The sequence below is a fragment of the Bradyrhizobium sp. ORS 86 genome, from assembly GCF_045571475.1.
Classification (GTDB): domain Bacteria; phylum Pseudomonadota; class Alphaproteobacteria; order Rhizobiales; family Xanthobacteraceae; genus Bradyrhizobium.
Genome location: NZ_CP120699.1, coordinates 7,264,505 through 7,284,335, shown reverse-complemented (window position 1 = coordinate 7,284,335; position 19,831 = coordinate 7,264,505). Strand labels below are relative to the sequence as shown.

General features: G+C 64.1%; 20 protein-coding genes. 18 read left to right on the top strand and 2 right to left on the bottom strand.

Translation table 11 applies throughout. The annotated features are described in order from the left end of the window. Window positions 1-70 precede the first annotated feature (70 nt). From urtB to P6U25_RS33645, 16 genes are all read left to right on the top strand, one after another. Window positions 71-1,651, top strand: a complete 1,581-nt coding sequence (urtB, locus tag P6U25_RS33720; RefSeq protein ID WP_407152688.1) for an urea ABC transporter permease subunit UrtB — start codon at window positions 71-73, stop codon at window positions 1,649-1,651. After that, entirely contained in the window at window positions 1,648-2,817 is a 1,170-nt protein-coding gene (gene urtC, locus P6U25_RS33715) for an urea ABC transporter permease subunit UrtC (RefSeq protein WP_407149038.1), read from the top strand. Before urtB ends, urtC begins: the two co-directional genes overlap by 4 nt. Before the next feature lie 4 nt (window positions 2,818-2,821). After that, complete coding sequence (urtD, locus tag P6U25_RS33710; protein ID WP_407149037.1) at window positions 2,822-3,583, top strand: urea ABC transporter ATP-binding protein UrtD; 762 nt, start codon at window positions 2,822-2,824, stop codon at window positions 3,581-3,583. A gap of 3 nt (window positions 3,584-3,586) precedes the next feature. Beyond that, window positions 3,587-4,282, top strand: a complete 696-nt coding sequence (urtE, locus tag P6U25_RS33705; protein WP_280982619.1) for an urea ABC transporter ATP-binding subunit UrtE — start codon at window positions 3,587-3,589, stop codon at window positions 4,280-4,282. 51 nt (window positions 4,283-4,333) lie between these two features. Next, the gene (locus P6U25_RS33700) at window positions 4,334-5,233 is read left to right on the top strand and encodes an urease accessory protein UreD (protein ID WP_407149036.1); all 900 of its coding nucleotides are present in this window, start codon (window positions 4,334-4,336) and stop codon (window positions 5,231-5,233) included. A 24-nt stretch (window positions 5,234-5,257) separates the two neighbouring features. Beyond that, a complete protein-coding gene (locus P6U25_RS33695; RefSeq protein WP_407149035.1) occupies window positions 5,258-5,560 on the top strand; it encodes an urease subunit gamma in 303 nt (100 codons plus the stop codon). Between the two features lie 111 nt (window positions 5,561-5,671). Continuing rightward, window positions 5,672-5,977 (top strand): urease subunit beta, encoded by a 306-nt coding sequence (locus P6U25_RS33690; RefSeq protein WP_016847280.1) that lies wholly within the window; start codon window positions 5,672-5,674, stop codon window positions 5,975-5,977. A gap of 204 nt (window positions 5,978-6,181) precedes the next feature. After that, window positions 6,182-6,736, top strand: a complete 555-nt coding sequence (locus P6U25_RS33685) for an HD domain-containing protein (RefSeq protein ID WP_407149034.1) — start codon at window positions 6,182-6,184, stop codon at window positions 6,734-6,736. A gap of 1 nt (window position 6,737) precedes the next feature. Further along, window positions 6,738-8,453, top strand: a complete 1,716-nt coding sequence (gene ureC, locus P6U25_RS33680) for an urease subunit alpha (RefSeq protein WP_407149033.1) — start codon at window positions 6,738-6,740, stop codon at window positions 8,451-8,453. 111 nt (window positions 8,454-8,564) lie between these two features. Further along, a complete protein-coding gene (locus P6U25_RS33675; RefSeq protein WP_407149032.1) occupies window positions 8,565-8,864 on the top strand; it encodes a putative quinol monooxygenase in 300 nt (99 codons plus the stop codon). Window positions 8,865-8,888: 24 nt separating this feature from the next. Beyond that, window positions 8,889-9,188, top strand: coding sequence for a putative quinol monooxygenase (locus tag P6U25_RS33670; protein ID WP_407149031.1), 300 nt, complete (start codon window positions 8,889-8,891; stop codon window positions 9,186-9,188). Window positions 9,189-9,337: 149 nt separating this feature from the next. Then, window positions 9,338-9,955: an urease accessory protein UreE gene (locus P6U25_RS33665; protein ID WP_407149030.1), complete on the top strand. Its 618-nt coding sequence runs from the start codon at window positions 9,338-9,340 to the stop codon at window positions 9,953-9,955. Further along, entirely contained in the window at window positions 9,936-10,673 is a 738-nt protein-coding gene (locus P6U25_RS33660; RefSeq protein WP_407152687.1) for an urease accessory protein UreF, read from the top strand. The genes P6U25_RS33665 and P6U25_RS33660 overlap by 20 nt, the downstream gene beginning before the upstream one ends. A gap of 30 nt (window positions 10,674-10,703) precedes the next feature. Beyond that, the gene (gene ureG, locus P6U25_RS33655) at window positions 10,704-11,351 is read left to right on the top strand and encodes an urease accessory protein UreG (RefSeq protein ID WP_407149029.1); all 648 of its coding nucleotides are present in this window, start codon (window positions 10,704-10,706) and stop codon (window positions 11,349-11,351) included. 437 nt (window positions 11,352-11,788) lie between these two features. Then, window positions 11,789-13,453, top strand: coding sequence for an HWE histidine kinase domain-containing protein (locus P6U25_RS33650; RefSeq protein WP_407149028.1), 1,665 nt, complete (start codon window positions 11,789-11,791; stop codon window positions 13,451-13,453). 196 nt (window positions 13,454-13,649) lie between these two features. Beyond that, on the top strand, window positions 13,650-14,675 hold the full coding sequence (locus tag P6U25_RS33645) for a cytochrome-c peroxidase (RefSeq protein ID WP_407149027.1): 1,026 nt from the start codon (window positions 13,650-13,652) through the stop codon (window positions 14,673-14,675). A 17-nt stretch (window positions 14,676-14,692) separates the two neighbouring features. On the opposite strand, the gene P6U25_RS33640 is transcribed toward P6U25_RS33645, so the two are convergent. Beyond that, window positions 14,693-14,854 carry a hypothetical protein gene (locus P6U25_RS33640; protein ID WP_407149026.1) on the bottom strand — a complete coding sequence of 54 codons (162 nt, stop codon included), beginning with the start codon at window positions 14,852-14,854 and terminating at the stop codon, window positions 14,693-14,695. A gap of 298 nt (window positions 14,855-15,152) precedes the next feature. On the opposite strand from P6U25_RS33640, the gene P6U25_RS33635 reads away from it, so the two are divergent. After that, entirely contained in the window at window positions 15,153-16,136 is a 984-nt protein-coding gene (locus tag P6U25_RS33635) for a hypothetical protein (protein WP_407152686.1), read from the top strand. Window positions 16,137-16,151: 15 nt separating this feature from the next. On the opposite strand, the gene P6U25_RS33630 is transcribed toward P6U25_RS33635, so the two are convergent. After that, complete coding sequence (locus P6U25_RS33630; RefSeq protein ID WP_407149025.1) at window positions 16,152-16,517, bottom strand: methylamine utilization protein; 366 nt, start codon at window positions 16,515-16,517, stop codon at window positions 16,152-16,154. A gap of 211 nt (window positions 16,518-16,728) precedes the next feature. On the opposite strand from P6U25_RS33630, the gene P6U25_RS33625 reads away from it, so the two are divergent. After that, on the top strand, window positions 16,729-19,632 hold the full coding sequence (locus tag P6U25_RS33625; protein ID WP_407149024.1) for an EAL domain-containing protein: 2,904 nt from the start codon (window positions 16,729-16,731) through the stop codon (window positions 19,630-19,632). Window positions 19,633-19,831: the final 199 nt, after the last annotated feature.

Sequence of the window (19,831 nt, the reverse complement as noted above, 5' to 3'; positions counted from 1 at the left end):
GCCGCCTTCTCCTCACACTCCTGCCGGGGTTATCGACGTGCTTGTTTATTGTTTTGATCGCGTTCGCGCGCTGCTGCTATCCATTCTGCTGCTGACCTGCCTCGTCGTCCCGGCCCTCGCCGGGCCGTTCGAGGACTCGGTCGCCAAATTCGCCAATGACGACTTCTCCGACACGGAGACGGCGATCGGCGAGGTCGCATCCTCAGGCAATCCGCTGGCGTCGGCGATCCTCGGCGCGCTGCAGGATGGCCGGCTGTCGGCCGACCCGGACACCAAGAAGGTGTTCGTCACGCGGAGCGACGGCAAGATCATCGACGCCGCAACGGGGGCCGCCGTCGACAAGCTGCCGGATAACGTCGCGGACGTCCGCGTCAACAATCGCCTGCGTCGCACCATAGCGGCGGCGCTCGGCGGCCTGACGCTGCTGTCACCGGATCCGGCCAAGCGCCTCGCTGCCGCGCAATCTGTGCTTAAGAGCCACGAGGAGAACCTGCTGCCGACGGTGGACAGCGCGCTTGCCAAGGAGACCAACAAATCGATCAAGCAGGCCTTCGCCGAGGCGCGCGCCGCGATCATCCTGTTCAAGTCCGATGCCTCCGACAGCGACAAGCTCGACGCCGTCGCCGTGATCAAGGCGCGCGGCGACCAGGAGGCGCTGGCGCTGCTCAATGACGTCGGCACCGATCAGCCGCCGCTGGTCGCAAAAGCTGCCAGCTCCGCGATCTCCTCGATCCAGAACAATCTCGCGATGTGGTCGGCGGTGCAGAACGCCTGGTATGGCATCTCGCTAGGCTCGGTGCTGCTGCTCGCTGCGATCGGGCTTGCCATCACCTTCGGCGTGATGGGCGTCATCAACATGGCCCATGGCGAGATGGTGATGCTCGGCGCCTACACCACCTTCGTGGTTCAGGAGGTGATCCGCGGCCGCTATCCCGCTCTGTTCGACTATTCGCTGTTTATCTCCGTGCCGCTCGCGTTCCTGGTCGCGGGCGGCATCGGCGTGTTGATCGAACGCACCATCATTCGCTTCCTTTACGGCCGGCCGTTGGAAACCCTGCTGGCGACCTGGGGCCTGTCGCTGGTACTGCAACAGGCGGTGCGCACGATGTTCGGGCCGACCAACCGCGAGGTCGGCAATCCCTCCTGGATGAGCGGCGCGTTCGAACTCGGCCAGATCACCATCACCTACAACCGGCTCTGGATTCTCTGCTTCACACTCGCGGTGTTTGCCATCCTGCTTGCAATGCTGCGCTACACGGCGCTCGGACTCGAGATGCGTGCGGTGACGCAGAACCGGCGCATGGCGGCCTCGATGGGGATCGCCACCTCGCGGGTCGATGCCCTGACCTTCGGGCTCGGCTCAGGGATCGCCGGCATTGCCGGCGTGGCGCTGTCGCAGATCGACAATGTCAGCCCCAATCTCGGCCAGAGCTACATCATCGACAGCTTCATGGTCGTGGTGTTCGGCGGCGTTGGCAATCTCTGGGGCACGCTGGTTGGCGCCTTCACGCTCGGCATCGCCAACAAGTTCCTGGAGCCGGTGGCCGGCGCGGTGCTCGGCAAGATCGCGATCCTGGTCCTGATCATCCTGTTCATCCAGAAGCGGCCGCGCGGCCTGTTCGCGCTCAAGGGACGGGCGGTGGAAGCATGAGCCCGCACATCCTCACCCGTTCTCTGGACCGCGCCGCGACCAGCTTCATCCTGATCGTCGCTGGCTTCGGCGTGCTGATCCCGCTATCGAACCTGCTGTTGCCGCAGGGCTCGGTGTTCCACGTGCCGACCTATCTGGTGGCGCTGTGGGGCAAGTATGTCTGCTACGCCATCCTGGCGCTCTCGATCGATCTGATCTGGGGCTATTGCGGCATCCTCTCGCTCGGCCACGGCGCGTTCTTCGCGCTCGGCGGCTACGCCATGGGCATGTACCTGATGCGCCAGATCGGCAGCCGCGGCGTCTACGGCAACCCGATCCTGCCCGACTTCATGGTGTTCCTGAACTGGGACAAGTTGCCCTGGTACTGGTACGGCTTCGACAAGTTTTGGTTCGCGGCACTGATGGTGCTGCTGGTGCCGGGCCTGCTGGCCTTTTGCTTCGGCTGGCTCGCCTTCCGCTCCCGCGTCACCGGTGTCTATCTCTCGATCATCACGCAGGCGATGACCTATGCGCTGCTGCTCGGCTTCTTCCGCAACGATTTCGGCTTCGGCGGCAACAACGGCCTGACCGATTTCAAGGACATCCTCGGCTTCAATGTCCAGGCCGAGGGCACGCGCTGCGCGCTGTTCCTTTTGAGCTGCCTCGCGCTGATCGTCGCTTTCGCGATCTGCCGCGCGGTGGTGACCTCGAAGCTCGGCAAGGTGCTGATCGCGGTGCGCGACGCCGAGAGCCGCACCCGCTTCCTCGGCTATCGGGTCGAATCCTACAAGCTGTTCGTGTTCACGCTGTCGGCCTGCATGGCCGGCGTCGCCGGCGCGCTCTATGTGCCGCAGGTCGGCATCATCAATCCGAGCGAGTTCGCGCCGGGCAATTCGATCGAGGCCGTGATCTGGGTCGCGGTCGGCGGCCGCGGCACGCTGGTCGGTGCGGCGATCGGCGCGATCGTCGTCAACTACGCCAAGACCTACTTCACCTCAGGGCCGCTGGCGCCGTACTGGCTGTTCATGCTGGGCGCGCTGTTCATCCTGGTCACGCTGCTCTTGCCCAAGGGCATCGTCGGCACCTTCAACTCCTGGTGGGAGCCGTGGAGGGCGCAGCCCAGCTCGCCCGATGCCGAGAGTGCCGCGCGCGAAGACGGCGTCGGCGCGCCGAAGATGGCGGAGTAGGCTCATGAACGTGATGGATACCCGCGCTACCTCGGCCATGCTCTATCTCGACGGCGTGCACGTCTCCTTCGACGGCTTCCACGCCATCAACAACTTGTCGCTGACGCTAGAGCCCGGCGAGATGCGCGCGATCATCGGTCCGAACGGCGCCGGCAAGACAACGATGATGGACATCATCACCGGCAAGACCAAGCCGGACGAGGGCACGGTGCTGTTCGACGGCACTGTCGATCTGACCCGGCTCGATGAGACCCGCATCGCCGAACTCGGCATCGGTCGCAAGTTCCAGAAGCCGACCGTGTTCGAGAGCCAGACCGTGCAGGACAACCTGCTGCTCGCGCTCAATGTCGATCACTCCGTGCGCGGCACCCTGTTCTGGCGCGGCAGCAAGGCCGAGTCCGAGCGGATCGACAAGGTGCTCGAGACCATTCGTCTCACCGATGCGCGCAACCGGCTTGCCGGCAGTCTGTCGCACGGCCAGAAGCAGTGGCTGGAGATCGGCATGCTGCTGGCGCAGGACCCGAAGGTGCTGCTGGTCGACGAGCCGGTCGCCGGTATGACCGACGTCGAAACCCATCTGACCGCCGAGCTGCTCAAGCAGATCAACAAGAACCACACCATCGTGGTGGTCGAGCACGACATGACCTTCGTGCGCGAGCTCGGCGTCAAGGTGACCTGCCTGCACGAGGGCTCGGTGCTGGCGGAAGGCACCATCGACCAAGTGTCGTCGAACGAGCGGGTCGTCGAAGTGTATCTGGGGCGTTAAGCGATGCTGAAGGTCGACAACATCAACCTCTATTACGGCGCAGCGCAGGCCTTGCGCGGCGTCTCGCTCACCGCTGAGCCCGGCAAGGTGACCTGCGTGCTCGGGCGTAACGGCGTCGGCAAGACCTCGCTGTTGCGCGCCATGGTCGGGCAGTATCCGATCGCCTCCGGCGCGATCAATTTCGACGGCAAAGACATCACCGCGCTGAAGCCCTATGAAAGGGCGCGGCGCGGCATCGGCTTCGTGCCGCAGGGCCGTGAGATCTTTCCGCTGCTCACGGTGGAAGAGAACCTGCGGACCGGTTTCGGCCCGCTGAAGCGCGAGGACCGCAATATCCCCGACGACGTGTTCTCGCTGTTTCCGGTGCTGGAGACCATGCTCGGCCGGCGCGGCGGCGACCTCTCCGGCGGCCAGCAGCAGCAGCTCGCGATCGGCCGCGCGCTGGTGATGCGGCCGAAGCTGCTGCTGCTCGACGAGCCGACCGAAGGCATTCAGCCCTCGATCATCAAGGATATCGGCCGCGCTATCTCTTACTTGCGCAACCTCGGCAACATCGCGATCGTCTTGGTCGAACAATATCTCGACTTTGCCTGCGAACTCGGCGACAGTTTTGCCGTGATGGACCGGGGTGCGGTGAAATATGCCTGCGACCGCGCGAACCTCGATCCCGCCGAGATCAGCCGCCAGATGGCGCTGTGAGTACGATGTGACGCCGCGTCTTGCGGCGCGCGCAAGGGAGCGTTTGGGGGAATGCGGACCGGGATCGCAGGTGCAGCGGCGGCGACGTTTGCGGCCAACCGCGCCCAGGGCACGGTGCGGTTCGACGTGCACAGCAAGGACGGCGTCACCCGGCGCGGCGATCTGCACGAGTCGGGCTCGCTGCGCGTGCGCTTCCCGTCACCGGAGCACGAGGGCCTGTCCGCGATGCTCGTCAACACCGCCGGCGGCATTGCCGGCGGTGACCACTTCGAGATCGCGATCACGGCCGGCGAGGGGGCTCGCCTGACGCTGACCACGGCCGCGGCAGAAAAGGTCTATCGTGCATCGACAGCGTCTTCGAGCGAAGTAGGTACCGGTTCGCGTGAAGAAAACGCGTCCAAACAAAATGAGAGCGCGCCCGCGCGGCTGAATATCGCGCTGAAGGTGGATACGGGCGCACATCTCGCCTGGCTGCCGCAGGAAACGATCCTGTTCGACCGCGCCCGCATCCAGCGGCGCTTCGACATCGATCTTGCCGAAGATGCCTCGCTCTTGCTCTGCGAGATCGCGGTGTTCGGCCGCGCCGCGATGGGCGAGACCATGCGCCATGGCGAGTTCGTCGACCGCTGGCGGATGCGCCGCGGCGGCCGACTGGTGTTTGCCGAGACGGTCCGTCTCGACGGCGAGATCGGCAAGAAGCTCGCCAAGCCTGCGGTCGCGGGCGGAGGTACAGCGATCGGTACCGCGCTGATCGTGCCGGGCGATGCCGTTCTGGTCGAGCGCCTCCGCGAGGCATCCGAGGGCTTCGGCGGCGAAGTCGGCATCTCCGCCTGGAATGGCTTTGCAATGGCGCGCTTCTGTGCCCAAGATGCCGCCCGGCTGCGCGCCGACATGATGACGCTGCTGAGCCGTGCCTCCGCCGCGCCGCTGCCGCGGCTGTGGCTCAACTGAATTCCTGAACGACAGAGTGCTCGCATGAATTTGTCTCCCCGTGAAAAGGACAAGCTCCTGGTCTCGATGGCGGCCATGGTGGCGCGCCGTCGGCTCGAGCGCGGCGTCAAGCTGAACCATCCCGAGGCTATCGCGTTGATCACCGACTTCATCGTCGAGGGCGCGCGCGACGGGCGCACGGTCGCCGAGCTAATGCAGGCCGGCGCCAAGGTGCTGACGCGCGATCAGGTGATGGACGGCATTCCGGAGATGATCCACGACATCCAGGTGGAGGCGACATTCCCCGACGGGACCAAGCTCGTCACCGTGCACGAGCCGATCCGCTAGCCACGAACCGTCATTCCGGGGCGGCCGGAAGCCGAGCCCGGAATCCAGAGATTGTTGATCGAGATTCCAGGTTCGATGCTGCGCATCGCCCCGGAATGACAGGAGAGACAGATGATCCCCGGCGAACTCTTCATCAAGGACGGCGAGATCGAGCTCAATGCCGGCCGCAAGACGGTGACGCTGTCGGTCGCCAATACCGGCGACCGACCGATCCAGGTCGGCTCGCACTATCATTTCTTCGAGACCAACCCGGCGCTGAAATTCGACCGAAAGAAAGCCCGCGGCATGCGCCTCGACATCGCCGCCGGCACCGCCGTCCGCTTCGAGCCCGGCCAAACCCGCGACGTGCAACTCGTCGCACTCGCCGGCAAGCGTGTGATCCACGGCTTCCGCGCCGAGGTGAAGGGCAAGCTGTGATCCGGGCCAGAGACGATCTTGGTTTCGTTGTGATTGATCGTGAGGTGAGCCCGTCGGTCAGGCTTCCTCCCCCCTCTTGTTCGCCGAAGCCTCGGCGAAGGCGGATGCGGGGGAGGGGTGGGGAGAGGGGTAAGCTCCGAGCGTTGACGGCTTCTCGATCCTGCGCCAAGTGCGAGTACTATCGAAACGGAGCGCCGTAAGCCGATGCTTCCCGCGATCCGTCTGATCTCTGAAGCTGCCGAGTTCGCTGCGCGCCGTCATAACGGGATGGCGCGCAAGGGGCGGGGGAGCGAGCCCTATATCAACCATCTTGCCGAGGTTGCGAACCTGCTCGCCGCCGTCACCGATGGCGCCGATGCCGAGCTGGTCGCGGCCGGCTGGCTGCACGACAGCATCGAGGACACCGGGACCACCCGCGAGGAGCTGGCGCGTGAATTCAGCGAGCGCGTCGCCTCGCTCGTCGTCGAATGCACCGACGACATGAACCTGCCCAAGGCCGTGCGCCGGCAAAAGCAGATCGCGGACGCCCCGCACAAAACGCCCGGCGCCAAGCTGATCAAGATCGCCGACAAGGTCAGCAATATCGGCGCGCGGATCGTGCCGCATCCAGGCCAGGACGAGCGCGACGATCTCGCCGATTATGCAGGCTGGGCCGAGCAGGTGGTCGCAGGTTGCCGGGGCATCAATCCGCGGCTTGACCGCATTTTCGACGACACCATTGCGCGCGCGAGGGCTGCGCTCACAGAAGCAGGGGGCTGACATGGCCGTCAAGACCAAGCGTTCCGTCTATGCCGACATGTTCGGCCCGACCACCGGCGACAGGGTACGGCTCGCCGACACCGACCTCATCATCGAGGTCGAGAAGGATCTCACCACCTACGGCGAGGAGGTGAAGTTCGGCGGCGGCAAGGTGATCCGCGACGGCATGGGGCAGTCGCAGGTGACCAACGCGCAGGGCGCCGCCGACACCGTCATCACCAACGCGCTGGTCGTCGACCACTGGGGCATCGTCAAGGCTGACGTTGCGATCAAGGACGGGATGATCGCGGCGATCGGCAAGGCCGGCAATCCCGACATCCAGCCCAACGTCACCATCGTGATCGGTCCGGGCACCGATGTGATCGCGGGCGAGGGCAAGATCCTCACCGCCGGCGGATTCGACAGCCACATCCATTTCATCTGCCCGCAGCAGATCGAGCATGCGCTGATGAGCGGTGTCACCTCGATGTTGGGGGGCGGCACCGGCCCGTCGCACGGCACCTTCGCCACCACTTGCACGCCCGGCCCGTGGCACATGGGCCGGATGATCCAGTCGTTCGATGCCTTTCCGGTCAATCTCGGCATCTCGGGCAAGGGCAACGCGTCGCGCCCGGCGGCGCTGGTCGAGATGGTCAAGGCCGGCGCCTGCGCGCTGAAGCTGCACGAGGACTGGGGCACCACGCCGTCGGCAATCGACACCTGCCTCTCGGTCGCCGACGATCACGATGTCCAGGTGATGCTGCATTCGGACACGCTCAATGAATCCGGCTTCGTCGAGGATACGGTGAAGGCGTTCAAGGGTCGCACCATCCATGCCTTCCATACCGAAGGCGCCGGCGGCGGCCATGCGCCCGATATCATCAAGATCGCCGGCCTGAAGAACGTGCTGCCGTCCTCGACCAACCCGACCCGGCCGTTCACCCGCAACACCATCGACGAACATCTGGACATGCTGATGGTGTGCCATCATCTCGATCCCTCGATCGCCGAAGACCTCGCCTTCGCCGAGAGCCGGATCCGCAAGGAGACCATCGCTGCCGAAGACATCCTGCACGATCTCGGCGCGCTCTCGATGATGTCATCGGACTCGCAGGCGATGGGCCGGCTTGGCGAAGTCATTATCCGCACGTGGCAGACCGCCGACAAGATGAAGAAGCAGCGCGGGGCGCTGCCGCAGGACAAGGGCAACGACAACGACAATTTCCGCGTCAAGCGCTACATCGCCAAATACACCATCAATCCCGCGATCGCGCATGGCGTGTCGAAGCTGATCGGCTCGATCGAGAAGGGCAAGCTCGCCGACCTCGTGCTGTGGTCGCCGGCCTTCTTCGGCGTCAAGCCGGACTGCATCATCAAGGGCGGCTCGATCGTGGCCGCGCCGATGGGGGATCCCAACGCGTCGATCCCGACGCCGCAGCCGGTGCACTACCGTCCGATGTTCGCCGCATTCGGCAAGTCGCTTACCGCATCATCGGTGGTGTTCACGTCGAAGGCCGCCGCAGCGGGCGGCCTCGCCCGCAAGCTCGGCATCAGCAAAAAGCTCTACGCGGTGCAGAACACCCGCGGCAAGATCTCCAAGAAGAGCATGATCCACAATGACGCCACCCCCGAGATCGAGGTCGATCCCGAGACCTATGAGGTCCGCGCAGACGGCGAGCTGCTGACCTGCGCGCCGGCGGAGGTGCTGCCCATGGCACAGCGTTACTTTATGTTCTAAAACCGCTCCCGGTAACCAGAGCGTTTTCGAGCGAAGTGGATTTCCGGTTCGCGGAAAGAAAACGCGCCAAAATAAGACTCGAGCCAGAAAAGAAAACCGGGAGGAATTTCCGTGATTTACGTCGTTGCCACGCTGACCATCAAGCCCGAGACCCGCGCCGAATTCATCGCCGCGGCAACGGCCTGCATCAAGGAGACCCGCAAGGAGGCGGGCAATATCGCCTACGACCTGCATGAGAGCGTCACCGACAACAGCAAGATGGTGTTCGTCGAGCAGTGGGAAAATGCCGAGGCGCTGGTGCCGCATCGCGCCGCCGAGCACATGAAGACGTTCGGCCGGGTCGCGGTGAAATGCATGGCCGCGCCGCCGAAGATCGAGGTGATCACGCCCGAGAAGGTCGACGTCCGCTAGTCAAGAAGAACAAGGAGCCAATCCATGATCTATGTCATCGCCACCACGCCGATGAAGCCGGAGAGCCGCGAGGACTTCATCAAGGGGCACAAGGCCTGCACAGCCGAGACCCGCAAGGAGAAGGGCTGCGTCGCTTATGACGGCCATGTCAGCGTCAACGATCCCAACCTCTACGTGGTGGTCGAACGTTGGGAAAGCCGCGAGGATCTCAACGCGCACGCTCGCGCACCGCACATGAAGGTGTGGCGGGAATATTCGTCGCAAATGAAGACCGGGCCGACGGTGATCGAGATCATCAGCGACGGCAAGGTCGAGAAGTTCTAATGTGGTCCCGTTTAGTGGCCTCATGGTTCGAGACGCGCGGCGGCGTCGCGCTCCTCACCATGAGGATCTAAGATCTCATCCTGAAGAGGCGCGAAGCGTCGTCTCGAAGGATGAAGCCACCGAACGTCGAGATATCGAGGCAGACGAGCATGATCCGCGCGACCAAGGTTCTGGGACTTTACCGCTGGAAGGAGCTGCCGGCCGACACCGTTGTGCTCGATTTCGACGACCGGCACCGGCGGCGGATGGCGATGACGGGGACGCGCGGGCTCGAGTTCCTGCTCGATCTCGAGGCCGCTGTCGCGTTGCGCGGCGGCGATGCGCTGGTGCTGGAGGACGGCCGCCTCATCGAGGTGGTCGCCGCTCCGGAGCCGCTCGTGGAAATCCGCGGCAGCGATCCGCACCATCTGATCCGAGTCGCCTGGCATCTCGGCAACCGCCATCTGCCGACGCAGATCATGCCGAAGGGCCTGCGCATCCGCAGGGATCACGTGATCGAGGCGATGGTGAAGGGACTGGGCGCCCGCGTCATCGAGATCGAAGCGCCGTTCGATCCCGAAGGCGGTGCTTATGCTGGCCACGCGCATGCCGAGGAGCCGCATGCACACGGCCATACCGGGCACGATCACGCCCACGGCCATGCGCATGATCATGGCCATGATCACCATCATTCCCATGATTATCATCACGGCGATGATCACCACCACGACGCCCATTGCGGTCACGATCACCATCACGACCACTCCCATGCTCATGACCACAAATGAGCCGGCTCCCGCCGCGGTCAGCGACGGGATGACGGAGGGCGAGTCGGGGGCGCTGTACCGATTGATGACGTGGTTGTCGCCGTCATTTCCAGTCGGCGCGTTCTCCTATTCCAGCGGCATCGAATGGGCGGTGGAGGCCGGCGACGTCACGGACGCCGCATCGCTTCGCGGCTGGCTGGCTGCGATGCTAACCGACGGCAGCGGCTTCTGCGACGGCGTCTTGCTGGCGCAGAGCCATCGGGCGGTGTCCGATCAGGATCATGCCGCATTGAGCGTAGTCGCCGAGCTCGCTGCTGCGCTTGCACCGTCGCGCGAACGGCAGCTCGAGACCACGACGCAGGGCCGCGCCTTCATCGACATTGCGCGGGCGGCCTGGAATTCACCCGGCCTTGACGCGATCGTTGCGGCGTGCGGCACCCCAATCGTCTATCCGGTCGCCGTCGGCCTCGTCAGCGCGGCACACGGCATCCGGCTCGCGCCGTCGCTGCGCGCTTTCCTCCACGCGGTAGTGTCGAGCTGGATTTCTGCGGGCAGCCGGCTGATCCCGCTCGGGCAAACCGACAGCCAGCGCGTGCTGGCCGATCTCGAGCCTGATGTCGCGGCGACTGCAAGTCGCGCCGAGGCAGCGTCGCTCGACGATCTCGGCAGCGCGACCTTCCGCGCCGATCTCGCAAGCTTGCGTCACGAGACGCAGTATACGAGGTTGTTCCGGTCATGATGTGCGACGACAACAGAGAGAGCTTCTGACATGCCCACTTCCCACGGTCCGTTGCGCGTCGGTGTCGGTGGCCCGGTCGGCTCCGGCAAGACCGCGCTGATGGACCTGCTCTGCAAGGCCATGCGCGAGCGCTACGACATCGCCGCGATCACCAACGACATCTACACCAAATGGGATGCCGAGTTCCTGGTGCGCTCGGGATCGCTGACATCGGATCGCATCGTGGGTGTCGAGACCGGCGGCTGCCCGCACACCGCGATCCGCGAGGATGCCTCGATGAATCTCGCGGCGGTCGCCGACATGCGGGCCAAGTTTCCCAACCTTGATCTGGTGCTGATCGAATCCGGCGGCGACAACCTCGCCGCGACGTTCTCGCCGGAATTGGCCGACCTGACGATCTATGTCATCGACGTCGCCGCAGGCGACAAGATTCCCTCCAAGGGCGGCCCCGGGATCACGCGGTCCGACCTGCTGGTGATCAACAAGATCGACCTCGCTCCCTATGTCGGCGCATCGCTGGAAAAAATGGACACCGACGCCAGGCGGATGCGCGGCGAGCGGCCCTTCGTGATGACCAACCTGAAGAAGAGTGACGGCCTCGACCGCATCATAAGCTTCATCGAGAGCAAGGGCGGCCTTCGGTCGCAGGCGGCAGGCGAGGCCGCCAAGGCGGGCTAGCCGTTAATCATTGTGGCGGCCGCTGGGGCCGTTCCGTCATCCCCCGCGCAAAGGCTTCGCCTTTGTCGCTGCAGGAGCTGGCACGCGCGTCTCGAAGGATGAACGGCCCGGTCGGTGCCCGTCGCGCTTTGGGCCGGCCGCTTGCGCGGCCTCTCCAGCGTGACGGAATTAGCAGTCCGCGGATCTGCTTGCCGCAAAAAAGCTGCGCAATCGCCGGAACAATTTCCCAGTTCGCCGATTAGCAATCTCTGGCGTCGCCACAGATCAGCCAGTGGCGTCGGCGTTAATGTTGCCGAGCAGCTCTTGTTGCGTACCGATGATCGCTACTCCATATTCCGCAGCGATTGGCGTTCATCGCACCCTGATTTGTCGCCGCCCCCGCAGACTTCAGATGCCTTCCATCGCCTTCTGTCACCCCTTGATTGCCGAGTAAGCGAGTGGTTCGGCTGGGCTTTATCGTTGCCTTGATCGCGCTGATCGGAGTGCTGCTTTCCGGTCTCGCGGCCTATCGTGTGCACGATCAGGAGCTCGCGCTCGACAGCATCGCGCTGGCGCGGGCGATCGATGTCCACGCCAGCCTGGTGCAGGACCGTCTGACCGAGCGCGAGTTGCTGGCACGGGTGGCTTCCGGCCTGTTCCGCTCGCCCTCGACGGTGAAGGCCAACATGCTGCAGCCGCTGCGCTCGGCGATCTACGCCTTCAAGACCGATTTCGTTGTCGCCGCCTGGATTGCGCGGCTGAAGCCGACTGAGCTGCCGGCGGCTGAGGCGGAGCTGAAAGCCGCCGGCTTCACCAACCCGTCGATCCGCGACTTCGATGACCAGCCGCTCGATCTCAAGGCGCTCGACCGGCCAATCAACGTGCTGATGGACGTCGAGCCGCGCAATCAGGAAACCCTGAGCATCCCGGGCCGCGCGTTCGATCGCCATTCAGTGGTCGGGCCGATGCTGGCACGGGCGATGGCGGAGGCCAAGCCGGTTGCGTCGGACCCGATCCCGCTGCTGCGACAGAATGGCCCGGTCGGTGTCGCGCTCGCCGCCCCGGTGTTCCAGGAGCATGCGTCGGAGCCGGCCGGCTTCATCACCTTTTCGTACGAGCTGTCGTCGCTGATGCTGACCAATGACGACACCTCGCTGTTTTCGGTGGCGCTGAAGGACCCGCGCGATTCCAACGACGAGTTCATCGCCAACGAGCAGGGCGTCGTCACCTCGCGCGCGGTGCGCCAGGATGGACCGGCGCCGTCGATGGTCCGCACCGTGACCTTCGGCGGGCGCGACTGGTCACTGGATTACTACGCCAAGAGCAACGCCACGATGCGCGCACAGCAGACCGCGACGATCGTCGCCGCGATCGGACTGGCACTGACCGGCATTGTGTGCGGCCTCTTCGGCTATGTCGCCTACAACAACCTGCGTCTGAGCCGCGAGATCGAGGTGCGGATCGGCTTCGAGCGCCGGCTGACCGCTGTCATCGATGAGCTCAACCATCGCGTCAAGAACATCCTCGCGGTGATCCAGTCGATCGTGACGCGCACGCTGCGCCACGGTTCCGACGTCGAGGTTGCACGCGAGCTTCTGATCGGCCGCATCCACGCAATGTCGAATGTCGTGACGCTGCTCAGCGAGAGCCAGTGGCAGGGCGTCAAGCTGAAGGGCCTGTTCGAGTCGCGATCGATCCCGCATGCCGATCGGATCGCGGTGAACGGCCCCGACATCACGGTCAGCGCCCGCGCGGCGCAATCGCTGTCGCTGTTGTTCTTCGAGCTTGCCTCGCATTCCGACGAGGGTCTGTCGCTGGTCGGCAAGCACCCGCACATCGTCGCCAATTGGGAGGTCAACGGCGACGCAGCGGACGCGATCTTCCATTTCCGCTGGGAGGAGTTCAACACCAGCGAGGCCACGCGGCGGCCGGACAGCGACTTCGGCCTCATTCTGCTCGACCGTGTCGCGCCGGAAGCGCTTGGCGGTACGGCGAAGCGCTATTTCACCGACGTCTCCTATGTCTATGAGCTGATCGCGCCGATGGATACCGTCGTCGACATGACCGAGCGCGACCGCACCGAGCAGTTCTCCGCCCCGGTGCGCCCCATCAAAATCAAATAGCGCGCTGGCAGCATCTCGCCGGCTGCAATCATGGGGGAGTGGCCATCGTTCCGTGTTGCGACGATGCAGCCATGAGCGGTCCACGGAACCTGCCCGTGGGACATCCGCCGCCCTCCCGGCTGCTTTGCAACTCATTGTTAAACCTTCATTGAGCATGCTTGGGGCTAATGGAGCAGGATACCGTCTGAGGACCCCGATGCGGCTTTGGGTCAGCCTGGCTTTGCTGGCGGCAATTTTGCCGGCAGGGCTGTCGTTCGCCTTGACCGGGACGGAGACGCCGGACGACCTTGCGAAGGTCCGGGCCAGCTATCGCCGGCCAGATGCCGTTCCCTTCCCAAGCAGCAACCCCTATTCCAAGGCAAAATCCGATCTTGGAGAAATGCTGTTCTTTGACCCGCTGTTCTCGCGGTCGAAGACGCACTCATGCGCGTCCTGCCACAACCCATCGCTGTCCTGGGGCGACGGCCTTCCGCGCGCCATCGGGGAGGACCCCAAGGGGCTGCCGCTTCGCGCACCAACCCTGATCGACGTGGCCTTCATCGAACCGCTCGGGTGGGACGGCAAGTTCAGGACTCTCGAGTCCGTCGCATTCGGACCTATCGAGAGCCCGGCCAACATGAACATGACGGAGCCGGAATTGATTGCCCGCCTCTCGGCGATCCCCGGTTATGTCGATGCGTTCTCCCGTGCCTTTGGCGACGGCGCGATCACGCGGCCGCGGATCGAAGCCTCATTGGCGACCTTTGAGCGCTCCATCCTGGCCGGCGAGGCGCCGTTCGACCGCTGGATCAACGGAGACGATGCGGCAATCAGCGCGGCCGCGCAGCACGGCTTTCGAATCTTCAACGGCAAGGCGCGCTGCTCGTCCTGCCACAGCGGCCCGTCCTTCTCGGACGGATCCTTTCAGGACATCGGTACTGCCAAGGGTAAAGACATCGGGCGGGGCAGCTTCTTTCCGACCTCCGTGAAGCTGCGGTACGCATTCAAGACGCCGACATTGCGCGACGTTGCGCGCCGCGGGCCGTATATGCACGACGGATCGGTCGCGACCCTGGAAGACGTCATCGAGCTGTACAACAAGGGTGGGATCGATCGGCCGAGCCGGTCGCCGGACATCAAGCCGCTGTCCCTGACGGCAACCGAGAAGAAGGACCTGATCGCCTTCCTTCAGACGCTGACTGCATCCTCGCCACCGTCCGCCGTGCCAAGGCTGCCGCGCTGACGGCCGACTGACTCGCGTCAGGATACGCTCGGCAGCACCCAGCCCATCAGGCCGAGACCCACGACCAGAAGCGCGCCCGCGCAGATTTCCAGGGCGTCGGTCCGCTCCGGATACCGTTTTGCTCCGAGGGCCAGCACCGACCCTACCCCGACACTCACGACGCTCAACGCTCCGAGCATGTACCGGCCTCCCTGTCCGCCTTGTCGGCGCTTCATTACGACAGGTCGAATTGAGGCTCCGTGCCGGAATTAGCTAAAATCCGAGATAACTGACGGAAAGCGCCGGAAGGCGCCCCCCGGACCATCGTTAACCACGAAACAACCAGTGGGTGTTGGCTGGAAAAAATCGTTAAAATTTGATGTAAGATGAATAAATCGTTGATGTTGGGCGGTAGTTAAAATGTTTAGTGGGTGGGGGCGCGGTGCCAGTTCGGCACCGGTTGGGCGCTCCGTGTTCGCCAAATGCATTCTCGGGATTCTGTTTTGCGTCGTAGCGGCGCAAGAGGCCGAGGCGCATGTCAAATGGTTCTGTGCCTATGATGTCGCCGGGCAGCCCCGCGGTCTCGAGAATGTGCTCTGCCAGGATTTCGAACTGCTGCTGGGCGTAGCCGTCTTCTGGCTGTTCGCCGGCTGTCTGATCGAGCCGACCGCGCTGGGTACGGCAACGATCCACGCCCTCGACCGGATCACCGAGCCGCTACGGCTGCGCACGGAGACGATGATCCGCGCCGTCTGTGCTTTCTTCTTCATCTCGATCTGGGCCGTCGGCGGAATCCTGCTGACCCCGGAGTTGAAGACGACGTCGCCCCTCGTGGGCGTGCTGCAGCTTGGCATCGCCGCCGGCATGCTGTCGCGACGTACACTGCCGCTGTCCGCAGTCGGGATCGTGATCCTGTTCGGAATCGGCGTGCACGACTACGGCGTCTTTCACCTTGCCGACTATCCGATTTTTCTCGGCATCGCAGCCTATCTGGCGCTGGTCGGGCTCAAGAAGGATCTGTTCGGAATTTCGCCGCTCGATGTGGTCAGGTATTCGGCCGGCGTGACGTTGATGTGGGCCTCGATCGAAAAATGGGCTTACCCGGAATGGAGCTTCCCGCTGCTCGTCGAGCACGCCACCATCACGCTCGGCTTTGACAACGAATTCTACATGCGCGCCGCGGGCATGGTGGAATTTACGCTGGCCTTCGCTCTGCTATGGACGCCGCTGATCCGGCGCTGTGCGGCCGTGGTGCTGACCGGGATGTTCATCAGCGCGTGCTTCGAATTCGGAAAGATCGACGCGATCGGGCACTCCGCGATCGTCGCCGTCCTGCTCGCGATCGCCTGCGACGATCGGACGTCCGCGCGCGACGTTCGTGCGGCGTGGCTCGCACCTGTTAGCCTTTGCGCGGCGCTGACCGTGACGTTGTTCGTCTACTATGCCGGTCACGCCGCGCTGTTCAACACGTCGATCTTGTAGGATCGCTTGAGACCGCTATTTGGCGACGTGGACGGTCAGCTTCATCTTCGGATGAATGCCGCACAACACCGTGTAGTCACCGGAGACGGGAAAGACGACGTCATATTTGCTGCCCGGCTGCTGATCGCCGGAGTCGAAGCTGAACTTGTCCGAGCTCAAATATGCGTGATGCAGGAGTTCGCCGTCGTCGTTAATGAAACGTAAAGTTTCGCCACGCTTGATCGAGATCTCCGCGGGCCTGAATTCCCGATCCTTCTGTGAGATGGCAAGGGGGCTCGCGCCCAGTGCCGTTCCGACCAGCGCTCCTGCGATCATTGCGGCCGCAACCTGCACGCCGCCAAACCTGCCCAGCCTCAAATCGCGCAACAAGCCTGACTGCATGTGACCCCCGCTTGAAAGTCGGACATCAGGCATCCTACGGCGCAAATGGTGCGTCCAGGATTACCCGCGATGATGATTATCGGTGGTTGATCTTAACGATTTTGGCATGAGTTGCCGTCACAACTAGCGCTATTTACGCATGCAGTTTTCTTTCCACTGCGTCAGGTGTTCTGCGTGGCTTGAGTAACGTGTACTGCGGCGGGACACGGACATGGACCTTCGCTCCAGCCTGAGAACGGGAAGTGTTGCAGTGTTTCGGTTTGTTGCCGCCTGCGTGTCGCGTGTCGCTTTGACCAAAGGCTCAATTCGTACTCAAATTCTCATTTTCTCGCTGGCGATGAGCGCCATTGCGGTCGCGCTCGGCGGATACTCGGTGCTTGGGATCCGCCATGCCGGCGATCTGGTGGCCAGGACATTCGACAAATCGTTGATGTCGATCAACTACGCGCGCGCCGCTGGCGCCGACTTTGCCGCCATGCGGGTGGCATCGTCGCAACGCCTGCTGACCACCGACCCGGCGGCCCGCGCCAGGCTCGACAGCCAGATCGAATCGCTGGCGAAGACGCTTTCCGAGGATCTCAGCGTTGCGGCCGATCGATCGCAATCCTCGCGGGCCGCGAAGGCCGCCGCCAAGGTGCAGGAAGCCGCCGATGCCTGGATGGCACTGCATCGTCGCGCCGTCGAATCATCTTCCGAGGGGGCAGCCGCGTCGGGCGAGCGGGCACCGCGCGCGTCGGTCGGCGACGTCGACCGTTACTCCGAGATCGTCAGTCAGCAGGTCGAATTGCTGGTCAACTATACGGCGGGCGACGGCTTTCTGTTTCGGCAGCGGGCGCTCTCGACGATCAAGCGCGATCTGCAGCTCAACGTCGCGGGGTTGACCGCGGCGCTGTTCTTGTCAGCGCTGTTTTCCTGGTTGTTGGCGCGCCGCATCATCGGACCGGTTGCCATTGCCTCGAAGGCGGCAAGGCGTATCGCCGGCGGCGATCTCGACGCGACGATTCCCAAGGGCGGCACGGACGAACTCGGCACCCTCCTGACCGCCATGGAAACCATGCGGGACAACATCAGGCGCACGGTCGATCAGGAAGTGTCGCAACGCCGCTCGGCGCAGGCGAGGCTGTCCGATGCGCTGGAGACGTCGCGCGAAGGCGTCGTGCTGCTGGACGCGGACGGCGAGATCGCCCTGGCGAACTCGCGCGCAAGCGAGCTCATCCGCCTCTCGCCCCAGCTTCTGCGTTCGGATCGCATCGATACGGCGGCGCCGGCCGATGGCGAGGCCAATGGATTCGCGAGCGAAGCCCAGCTTTCCGACGGCCGATGGTTGCGCGTGAGCAGGAGCGAGACGCAGGAAGGCGGCGTCGTTCTCGTCTACAGCGACATCACCACGCTGAAGGAGCAGAAGGCGGAGCTGCACGCCACCAATCTGCGGCTCGATGCGGCGCTGACCCACATGTCGCAGGGCTTGTGCCTCTACGACCGCGACGGCCGGCTGCAGGTCGTCAACCCGCGCTTTTGCGAGATCTTCGATGTTTCGCCCGAACTGATCGTGCCGGGGATGACGCTGGAGGACGTCCTCGAGATGAGCGTTGCGGCAGGCAATCATGGCAGCCGTACCGTGGCCGATCTGCTCGCGGAGCGCGACCGGTCGATCAACGGGCGCGAAGGAGGCAACTATCTCCAGCATCTGAGCGATGGGCGCATCATTTCGATCGCGCAGCGGCCGACGTCCGACGACGGCTGGCTCGTCACCTGCGAGGACGTGACCGAGCAACAACGGGCCGAGTCGCAGATCGCGTTCATGGCCCGGCACGATGCCCTGACCAAGCTGCCGAACCGAACCTTGCTCGCCGAACGGATCGAGCAGGCTGTGGCGCAGGCCGGCCGCGGTCTCGGCTTTGCCGTCTTCTGCCTCGACCTGGATAATTTCAAGCAGGTCAACGACACGCTCGGGCATCCGGTGGGCGACGAATTGCTGTGCGCGGTCGCCGACCGGCTCAATGCCTGCGTCCGCGAGGTCGATACCGTGGCGCGCCTGGGCGGTGACGAGTTCGCGGTCATACAATGCGGCATCCAGAACGCCGAGGACACCGAGCGCCTTGCGCGGCGCATCGTCGAGTGCGTCGGGGCCCCGTACGAGCTGAGCGGACATCGTGTCGTTGTCGGATGCAGCGTCGGAATGTCGGTGTCGCCGGGCGACGGCACGACCGGCGAGAAGCTGCTGAAGAACGCCGACGTGGCGTTGTATCGCGCCAAGATGGAGGGCAGGGGGACCTGGCGGTTCTTCGAGCCTGCGATGGACGCCAGCCTGCAGCGCCGTCGCGCGCTCGAGCTCGATCTCCGCGAGGCGATGGTGAGGGACGAGTTTGCGCTGTTCTATCAGCCGCTCTATGACCTGCATCTCGACCGCATCTGCGGCTTCGAGGCCTTACTGCGCTGGCATCATCCCAAGCGGGGGCTCGTGCCGCCCGACCAATTCATCCCGATTGCGGAAGAGATCGGGCTCATCGTGCAGCTCGGACAGTGGGTACTCAACCGCGCCTGCGAACAGGCCGTCACCTGGCCGAGCGAGATGAAGCTTGCGGTCAATGTCTCCGCGGCGCAGTTTCGCGACCCGGGTCTGATCGACATCATTTCCGGCGCGCTCGCGGCTTCGAAATTGTCGCCGCGCCGGCTCGAGCTCGAGATCACCGAATCGGTCTTCCTGGCCAACAGCAGCGAGACCATTGCAACGCTGCACAAGCTGAAGGCGCAGGGGCTTCGGATCGCGTTGGACGATTTCGGCACCGGCTATTCATCGCTGAGCTATCTGCGCAGCTTTCCCTTCGACAAGCTCAAGATCGACAAGTCGTTCGTCCGGGACGCGACCGCGGCCCACGGATCGAAATCGATCGTCCGCGCCGTCATCAGCCTTGGCAGAAGCCTCGGCATGACGACGATCGCCGAGGGCGTCGAGACGGTCGAGCAGCTCGACCACATGAGGGCTGAAGGCTGTAACGAGGCCCAGGGCTTCCTCTTCAGCCACCCGGTCCCGGTGACCGAAATCGCCGCAAAGATCCTGGAGCTGAGAAACGGCTTCAAGGCCGACGCATTCAGGAATGCGATGGCGAGCTAGCTCGTGTTGCGCCTCTGACGCGTGATCCACTCAGTGTCATTCCGGGGCTCGCGAAGCGAGAACCCGGAATCTCGATCCACGACCTCTGGATTCCCCGATGCGCGATTGCGCATCTGAGGTTCTCGACTTCGTCGCGCCCCGGAATGACGGAATGGACTGTCAGAGACACAACACTCGCGGCGCGCCCGCGTTGCCGGAT

Coding starts and splice junctions, on each gene's coding strand:
- P6U25_RS33630 (WP_407149025.1), bottom strand. CDS start 16,517: ATGCAGTCAGGCTTGTTGCGCGATTTGAGGCTGGGCAGGTTTGGCGGC.
- P6U25_RS33685 (WP_407149034.1), top strand. CDS start 6,182: ATGCTTCCCGCGATCCGTCTGATCTCTGAAGCTGCCGAGTTCGCTGCG.
- P6U25_RS33660 (WP_407152687.1), top strand. CDS start 9,936: ATGCTCATGACCACAAATGAGCCGGCTCCCGCCGCGGTCAGCGACGGG.
- P6U25_RS33665 (WP_407149030.1), top strand. CDS start 9,338: ATGATCCGCGCGACCAAGGTTCTGGGACTTTACCGCTGGAAGGAGCTG.
- P6U25_RS33700 (WP_407149036.1), top strand. CDS start 4,334: ATGCGGACCGGGATCGCAGGTGCAGCGGCGGCGACGTTTGCGGCCAAC.
- urtD (WP_407149037.1), top strand. CDS start 2,822: ATGAACGTGATGGATACCCGCGCTACCTCGGCCATGCTCTATCTCGAC.
- P6U25_RS33640 (WP_407149026.1), bottom strand. CDS start 14,854: ATGCTCGGAGCGTTGAGCGTCGTGAGTGTCGGGGTAGGGTCGGTGCTG.
- P6U25_RS33695 (WP_407149035.1), top strand. CDS start 5,258: ATGAATTTGTCTCCCCGTGAAAAGGACAAGCTCCTGGTCTCGATGGCG.
- P6U25_RS33690 (WP_016847280.1), top strand. CDS start 5,672: ATGATCCCCGGCGAACTCTTCATCAAGGACGGCGAGATCGAGCTCAAT.
- P6U25_RS33670 (WP_407149031.1), top strand. CDS start 8,889: ATGATCTATGTCATCGCCACCACGCCGATGAAGCCGGAGAGCCGCGAG.
- urtE (WP_280982619.1), top strand. CDS start 3,587: ATGCTGAAGGTCGACAACATCAACCTCTATTACGGCGCAGCGCAGGCC.
- urtC (WP_407149038.1), top strand. CDS start 1,648: ATGAGCCCGCACATCCTCACCCGTTCTCTGGACCGCGCCGCGACCAGC.
- P6U25_RS33645 (WP_407149027.1), top strand. CDS start 13,650: ATGCGGCTTTGGGTCAGCCTGGCTTTGCTGGCGGCAATTTTGCCGGCA.
- ureG (WP_407149029.1), top strand. CDS start 10,704: ATGCCCACTTCCCACGGTCCGTTGCGCGTCGGTGTCGGTGGCCCGGTC.
- P6U25_RS33625 (WP_407149024.1), top strand. CDS start 16,729: ATGGACCTTCGCTCCAGCCTGAGAACGGGAAGTGTTGCAGTGTTTCGG.
- ureC (WP_407149033.1), top strand. CDS start 6,738: ATGGCCGTCAAGACCAAGCGTTCCGTCTATGCCGACATGTTCGGCCCG.